Annotated in this window: 7 protein-coding genes; 6 read left to right on the top strand and 1 reads right to left on the bottom strand. The window is 68.7% G+C overall.

All coding sequences use genetic code 11. The features are described 5' to 3' along the window. Positions 1 to 365: 365 nt before the first annotated feature. From M6444_RS15605 to fdhA, 4 genes are all read left to right on the top strand, one after another. Positions 366 to 980, top strand: coding sequence for a TetR/AcrR family transcriptional regulator (locus tag M6444_RS15605; protein WP_298329286.1), 615 nt, complete (start codon positions 366 to 368; stop codon positions 978 to 980). Positions 981 to 989: 9 nt separating this feature from the next. Further along, positions 990 to 2,279: an adenylyl-sulfate kinase gene (gene cysC, locus M6444_RS15600; RefSeq protein ID WP_298329283.1), complete on the top strand. Its 1,290-nt coding sequence runs from the start codon at positions 990 to 992 to the stop codon at positions 2,277 to 2,279. A 218-nt stretch (positions 2,280 to 2,497) separates the two neighbouring features. Then, positions 2,498 to 3,298: a hypothetical protein gene (locus M6444_RS15595; RefSeq protein WP_298329280.1), complete on the top strand. Its 801-nt coding sequence runs from the start codon at positions 2,498 to 2,500 to the stop codon at positions 3,296 to 3,298. 275 nt (positions 3,299 to 3,573) lie between these two features. Continuing rightward, on the top strand, positions 3,574 to 4,788 hold the full coding sequence (fdhA, locus tag M6444_RS15590; RefSeq protein WP_298329277.1) for a formaldehyde dehydrogenase, glutathione-independent: 1,215 nt from the start codon (positions 3,574 to 3,576) through the stop codon (positions 4,786 to 4,788). Positions 4,789 to 4,873: 85 nt separating this feature from the next. Here fdhA and M6444_RS15585 read toward each other — a convergent pair whose 3' ends face one another. Then, positions 4,874 to 5,626 (bottom strand): TetR/AcrR family transcriptional regulator, encoded by a 753-nt coding sequence (locus M6444_RS15585; RefSeq protein ID WP_298329275.1) that lies wholly within the window; start codon positions 5,624 to 5,626, stop codon positions 4,874 to 4,876. An 83-nt stretch (positions 5,627 to 5,709) separates the two neighbouring features. Here M6444_RS15585 and M6444_RS15580 point away from each other — a divergent pair, with 83 nt between their 5' ends. Together M6444_RS15580 and M6444_RS15575 are read left to right on the top strand one after the other, a co-directional pair. Beyond that, positions 5,710 to 6,720, top strand: a complete 1,011-nt coding sequence (locus M6444_RS15580) for an ATP-binding cassette domain-containing protein (protein ID WP_298329272.1) — start codon at positions 5,710 to 5,712, stop codon at positions 6,718 to 6,720. Then, positions 6,717 to 7,565 (top strand): ABC transporter permease, encoded by an 849-nt coding sequence (locus M6444_RS15575; RefSeq protein ID WP_298329269.1) that lies wholly within the window; start codon positions 6,717 to 6,719, stop codon positions 7,563 to 7,565. Before M6444_RS15580 ends, M6444_RS15575 begins: the two co-directional genes overlap by 4 nt. Positions 7,566 to 7,570: the final 5 nt, after the last annotated feature.

Here is a 7,570-nt window from a genome sequence, read left to right as displayed (position 1 = left end):
ATCTCGATGACGTCGAGGTGGTCGTTGTAGGCCCAGCCGACCGGCACGATGCGGGGCTGCCCGGTCGGATCGACGGTGGCCAGCCGCCCCAAGGCCGGGCCACTGCGCAGGTACGCGGCTTCGGCCGACGTGAACGCGCTCATCACGCCTCCCTGTTTCCGGCGCCCGGCGTCGCGCTCCCCGCGGGCGCGGTACGGCGCAACCGCAGCGGCCGGACGAGGTCGGAAGTCACGGTCATGAGGTCTACCCCCTGATACGGTGAAGTTCACAGGATGTGCAGATCTAGGCTTGGCGATAAAGTACACAGGCTGCGAAGTTTGCGCAAGCGTATACACGTCGAGCGCAGTTCGCCGTGAGGAGACGCAGTGGCGGAGATCATCGACCCGCAGAACGCCCGGAGCCGCCGAACCCGTACGGCGCTGCTCGAGGCGACCAGGAAGCTGATCGAGAACGAGGGGTTCGACGCGCTGACGATGGCGACGGTCGCCGAGCGAGCCGGTGTGTCCCGGCGCGCGGCCTACCTGCACTTCTCCTCGCGCGACGAACTGCTCGTCGCGCTCTATCGCCATCTCGGCGAGACCGAGGAACTCGGGACGTCCCTGCAAGCGATCTGGGACTCGCCGGACGCCGTGAGCGCCCTGATCGAATGGGCCCACCACATGGCCCGATCACACCCACGCATCTTGGCGGTCTCGCGCGCGATCGAACGCGCCAGGTTCACCGACGACGGCGCGGCCGAGCTGTGGAACTTCACGATGGGCAACTGGAAGCTGGGCTGCACCCGGTTGATGCAGTGGCTCGCCGACGACGGGGCGCTGAGCCCGGTGTGGACGGTCGAGACCGCCCGGGACATGTTGTGGGGACTGATGTCCTGGGACTTTCTCGAGCGGCTGATCGTCGATCGAGGTTGGACGCACGACGAGTTCGGTGAGCGGTTCGCGGTCTTGATCCATGCGACCTTCGTCGGTGCCGCCTCGTAGGCTCTACGCGTGCCTCGAGACGTCTCCGCCGCCGCGCCTGCTGCCACCCCGGACGCCGCCACCTTGGCCACCGTCGAGCTCGCCTTGCTCGGCATCGAACGGGGTGACGTATCTGTCGAGGTCGAGGCTGCGACGGCCGAGCAGGCCGCCACGCAGGGCCGGTTGATCGTCACCGATCCGGAAGGTGCGCCGGTCGCCGCGCTGCACGTCCAGCAGGTCGACGGAAGCACGGTCCGCGGTGGCCTCGAAGCGGTCGAACGCGACGCCACCGACGACGCCCACGCTCGCCCGCACGCCGAGCTGCGGCGCGGGCCGGACCACATCGCCACCGCAGGTGCTGCCGTCGTCGTCGGGCACGACCCCATCGATCGGCCGACGCTCGACGCCGCGACCGCCGACCCGCATCGCCAGGTGCTGTTCGTCGTCCTCGACGGCCCGCGCGCCGTCCCCGGCCCCGCGACCGCCGACGTCGCGACCTGCGCGCTGACGCTGCGCGACGAGCTTCGAACTGGCGGGCGCGAGGCGGAGGTCGTCGTGCTGCCGGGTGCGCAATTCGGCGACGACCGTGACGACGCGCTGGCTGCCCGTATCGCCGAGGCGTACGGCGCCGATCTCGTCCGACCACCGCGGCGGGCCGACCGCGCCGCATTGCACGCGTGGCTCGACGGCGCCACGGACCCCGAGCCGACCGACTGGCCGGCACCTGCGCTGGCGGCGTGGCGGCGTTGGCGCCCGCGCCCGGCCGAGCGTGGTGTCGTCGTGTTCTTCACCGGGTTGTCCGGATCCGGCAAGTCGACGGTCGCGCGTGCGCTGGTGAACCGGCTCGCCGAGGCAGGGCAGCGGCGGGTCACCTTGTTGGACGGTGACGTCGTACGCCGAAACCTCTCGGCCGGGCTCGGTTTCTCCCGCGCCGACCGCGACCGCAACATCGAGCGGATCGGCTTCGTCGCTGCCGAGATCGCCCGGCACGGCGGCATGGTGGTGTGCGCGCCGATCGCTCCGTTCGCCGCGACCCGCGCCCGGGTGCGGCAGATGGCCGAATCGCATGGTGCAGACTTTCTGCTGATCCACGTGGCCACCCCGCTGGCCGAGTGCGAACGGCGCGATCGCAAGGGTCTCTACGCGCGCGCTCGCGCCGGCGAGATCCCGGATTTCACCGGCATCTCCAGCCCGTACGAAGAACCGGACGACGCCGAGCTGGTCATCGACACGTCCACCACCACGGTCACCGATGCGCGCGACACCGTGCTCGACCTTCTGAGTGCGCGCGGGCTACTCGCCGGACGCGACGGCGCATGAACGCAGTCTCCGAACCACCTCACCACGGCTCCGAGACGCGTGAGCTCCGGCTTCCGCTACCTCGCTGACGGCGTCGTCGGCGAGTAGTCGGGCAACACACCCGACGCCCGGACGACCTACGGGCAAGAGCGCTACCGCCACCCGGGCGACGTCCGGGCAAGACATCAGGCAAGCGTGGCTGACCAGCATGAACGGCATCCGTTCTGCAAGGAGCCGCCATGCCGACCACCACTGTCTCCACCCGAGGCACCTCCGGGCGCACACGTACCGGTGCCCGCCGCCGCGACGGCGGTCTCGTCGGGCGGCTGAACGCGGAATGGGCCCGACTGTGCGCCGACGACGCAACGTCCACCGTGGTCGCATCCTGGTCGGACGACCAGCAGGCGCTGGCCGGCCGCGCCAGTCTCGACGACGTCGAGCGAACCGTCACCGAGGCGGACCGCCTCGACGCCGACCGGATCCTGCTCGCGCTGCTGCGCCTGGCCCAGGACGGCGACGAGCTGGCCGCGCGGACCGTTCTTCAACTCATGCTCGGCAAAGCAGTACGCATCGCCAACACCTACACCGGCCGCGACACCCACGAGAACGTGGAGCACCTCGCCGTCGCCGCACTGTGGTCCACCATCGCCACCTATCCCACGACGCGCCGCCCCACGAAGGTGGCGGCGAACCTCGCGATGGACACGATGCGCGCGGTGAGCGCCGAGCTCGCGTACGCGCGAGCCGAGTCGCCGCTGGAACCGGAGATCTTGGCCGACCGGCTGGCTGATCCGCCGTACCACGCCGGGGCGCCCGCAGATCTCGAACTCATCGAGCTGCTCGCGTGGGCCGTCGACCACGGGGCCGTGACTCCGGCCGACGCCACGTTGATCGTCGACGTCTACGCTCCTGCTGCCGGTGAGCCTGGCGGCGCCGAGGCGGCTACGCGACACGGATTGACGTGGCCCGCCGCCCGGCAACGCTGCAGCCGGGCCGTGCGCCGCATCGCGGCGGCCGTTCGGGCCGACGTCCCAGCCTGACGTCGATTCCGCCTCGGCACGCACTTGCTTTCGACGGCATCGATGCAGGTCTGCGCAGAACGATTGACGGCCCCCCATACCGGAGCTACGTTGGCTGAGAGGGGGATGAGAGGGGCAAATCCCCCATTCCTATACGTCAGCACCCTGCACCGTCATCGGCGTCAGGTCTGCTCCCGCGTCTACCGGGAGGAGGCGAAGCCTTCTGCACCCACGGAATTTCGCCGCATCGCCACGATGCGGTTCAGCCAGAGGGACACGCAGGAAGGATCAAGGCCGTGGCAGGTAACCGCGCAGTCATCTACAAGGGCGCCGGACAGGTGGAGGTCGAGACGACCGACTACCCCACGTTCGAGCTCAAGGACGGACCGGGCGTCAACCCGGCCAACGTGGGGAGAAAGTTGCCACACGGGGCGATTCTCAAGACCGTCGCGACCAACATCTGTGGCAGTGACCAGCACATGGTCCGGGGACGCACCACGGCTCCCGAAGGACTCGCCCTCGGTCACGAGATCACCGGCGAGGTGGTCGAAACCGGCCGTGACGTCGAGTACATCAAGGTAGGCGACCTCGTCTCGGTACCGTTCAACATCTCGTGCGGGCGATGCCGCAATTGCAAGGCCAGGAAGACCGAAATTTGCCTGAACGTCAATCCGGACCGTCCCGGGTCGGCCTACGGCTACGTCGACATGGGCGGTTGGGTCGGTGGGCAGGCGGAGTACGTCATGGTGCCGTACGCCGACTGGAACCTGTTGAAGTTCCCCGACCGTGACCAGGCGATGGCGAAGATCAAAGACCTCGCCATGCTCTCGGACATCTTCCCGACCGGATTCCACGGGGCGTACTCGGCTGGCGTGGGCCCGGGCTCGACGGTCTACATCGCCGGCGCCGGGCCGGTCGGCCTGGCCGCGGCGACGGCGTCGTTCCTCCTGGGTGCGGCGGTGGTGATCGTCGCCGACCTGCAAGAGGAACGACTGGCGCAGGCACGCAGCTTCGGCTGCGAGACGATCGACGTCTCGAAGGGCAACCCGAAGGACCAGATCGAGCAGATCCTCGGCGTGCCCGAGGTCGACGCGGCCGTCGATGCGGTCGGCTTCGAGGCTCGTGGCCATGGCGAGGAAGCGCAGGTCGAGCGCCCGGCGACAGTGCTCAACACGGCCATGGACGTCACCATGGCCGGCGGTGCGGTCGGTATCCCCGGCCTGTATGTGACCGGCGATCCGGGCGCCGTCGACGATGCCGCCAAAGAAGGTTCGCTGTCGATCCGGCTGGGCTTGGGCTGGTCGAAGTCCCTGGCCTTCACCACCGGACAGTGCCCTGTCATGAAGTACCACCGGCAGCTGATGATGGCGATCTTGCACGACCGGACGCAGATCGCGAAGAACGTCAACGCGACTGTCATCCCGCTGGATCAGGCACCGCAGGGCTACACCGAGTTCGACAAGGGCGCCGCGCGCAAGTACATCCTCGACCCGCACGGCATGATCAGCTGAGTCGGGGCAGTTCCGTCGCGCCACGCCAACGGCCCCACCCGGGTTGTCACCCGAGCGGGGCCGTTGGCCTGCTCAGCTACTCCGCTCACTGCCGCGACGCGATGAGCTTTTCCAGGCCGTCGAACACTGCCGTCAGGCCGAAGTCGCGTGCCTGCTCGATGTCGAAGGTGAAGGTGTCCTCGCTCAACTGCGCCAGCGTGGGATAGCGCCCGGATTCCATCGCGCGCACCAGCAGCGGCTCTTGAGCCGCCCAGAAGTCCTGCTCCGAGACGCCGGTACGCTGCTCGGCGTTCACCGCGCTCAGGTGGGCGCGCGCCGCAGAAGTCACGATGCTCTCGACCGCGACCACGGCCATGACCTTTTCCTGATCCGACAACGGCACGCCATGAAAATGCCGTAGCACCGACTCGAGCGCGGCGATGTTGTTCGGCCCGAGCATCGCCCGGGTCTGGTCGACCAGGGGGTACCACGGGTGGGCGAGACACAACTCCCAAATACCGCGCGCATTGATCTCCAGCGCCTCACGCCAGCCGAGCAGCTCACCGTCGAGCAGATGGTCGCGTGGGCGCACGACGCGGTCGAGCATCACGTCGAGCAGTTCGGCCTTGCCGGGCACATAGCGGTACAGCGACATGGCGCCGACCCCGAGCTCCACCGCGACCCGCCGCATCGAGAGCGCCTCCAGCCCTTCGGCATCGGCCACGCTGATGGCGGCATCGACGATCCGGTCGAGCGTCAGGCTGGGTTTCGGCCCGCGGGTGGGCTTGTCCTGCAACCCCCAGAGCAGTTCGAGACTGCGGCTGATATCTCCGCTTCCGCTGCTGAACTCGGTGTTCATCACGGTTCAGCCTACCGCTGCACGATTTCTGCGTACAGTGTACCCTCTTCTGAGTACACCGTACCCAGTAAGGAGTTCTCATCGTGCCCACGCCCCAGGCCGCGATCCTCGCCGAAGGACTGCAAAAGCGCTACGGAGAGAAACACGCCCTCGACGGATTCGACCTCACGGTGCCACGAGGAACCGTCTACGGCCTGCTCGGACCAAACGGCGCGGGGAAGACGACCGCCGTGCGCATCCTCGCCACCCTGCTGCGCCTGGACGGCGGGCGAGCGCAGGTCGCCGGTTTCGACGTCACGCGCGAGCCGCGCAAGGTCCGCCGCCGCATCGGCCTGACCGGCCAGCACGCCGCCGTCGACGAGATCCTCACCGGCCGGCAGAACCTACGGATGTTCGGCCGGTTGTTTCACCTGGGTTCACGTCAAGCTGTTCGCCGCGCCGACGAGTTGCTCGAGCAGTTCGATCTCACCGAGGCTGCCGACAAGGGCGTGAAGGCCTACAGCGGCGGCATGCGTCGTCGCCTCGACATCGCAGCCAGCATGCTGCTGGCGCCGGTGGTGCTGTTCATGGACGAACCCACCACCGGGCTCGATCCCCGCGGGCGCAACGAGGTGTGGAACGCCGTGCGCTCGTTGGTCGCCGAAGGCACGACGGTCCTGCTCACCACCCAGTACCTCGACGAGGCCGACCAACTAGCCGACCGCATCGCGGTGATCGACTCCGGACGAGTCATCGCCGACGACACCCCCGTCGCCCTGAAGAGCACGGTTGGCGGCGACCGGATCGAGGTCGTCGTCCAAGACGTCGCCGACCTGCCCACCGCCCACGAAGCCGTCCGGCGGGTAGCCAGCGCCGAACCGGACAGCGACGACGACGCACGGCGAGTCCATGCCCCGGTACGCGACCGGGTCGCCGCGCTGACCGACGTGGCGCGCACGCTGCAGGACCGCGGCGTCGACGTCGAGGACCTCGGCCTGCGCCGCCCCACGCTCGACGACGTGTTCCTCCTGCTCACCGGGGGTCGCACCGGCTCGAGCCCCGCAGCTGAGCCCTCCGCCGAGTCCGCCACCACCAAGGAAGGCACCCCCGCATGAGCACCACGTCTCACCCCACCCGCTCCGCGCAACTGCCCGACCTCGACGGTCCGGACCGGCCGATCTACTGGGCCTTCGCCGACTGTTGGACCATCGTCCGGCGCGGGCTCACCCACCTGATTCGCCAGCCGAGCAACATCGCCTGGCAACTGGGCTTCCCCATCGTCTCGGTATTGCTGTTCGGCTACGTCTTCGGCAGCGCGATGGCCGTGCCCGGCGGCGGCGACTACCGCGAATTCCTCATGCCCGGCCTGTTCGGCATGACGATGGCCTTCGGGTTCATGAACACCGCCTATGTCGTCGTACTGGAAGGCACCAAGGGAGTCACCGACCGGTTCCGCTCGATGCCGATGGCGTCGTCGGCCGTGGTAACCGGCCGTGGGGTCAGCGACATCATCACCGCTGCCGTCGACCTGGCCGTGCTGGCGCTGACCGCCCTGGTGGTCGGCTGGCGCTCCGACGGCGGAGCGCTCGCCACGTTCGCGGCGTTCGGGCTGTTCCTGCTCCTGCGCTTCGCCCTGATCTGGATCGGGGTACTGCTCGGGCTGATGGTGCCGAACGAGGAGGCCGCCGGAAACCTGTTCGCGGTGGCCTTCCCGTTCGCCATGATCTCCAGCGCGTTCGTCGCCCCGTCGCTGATGCCGGACTGGCTGGGCACCCTGGCCGCATGGAACCCGGTGTCATCGACCGTCACCGCCGCACGCGAGCTGTTCGGCAACCCGGCCGCCGTCGGTGACAGCTGGATCGAACAGAACGCCATGCTCATGGCGGTGGTGTGGCCGCTGATCATCACCGCCGTGTTCCTGCCGCTGGCGGTCCGGCGGTTTCAGCGGCTGAGCCGCTGACCGAC

Origin of the sequence: Haloactinopolyspora sp., from assembly GCF_027324685.1 — a bacterium.
Lineage (GTDB): Bacteria > Actinomycetota > Actinomycetes > Jiangellales > Jiangellaceae > Haloactinopolyspora.
The sequence above is the reverse complement of the archived record's forward strand: the minus strand, read 5'-3'. Positions and strand labels throughout refer to the sequence as shown.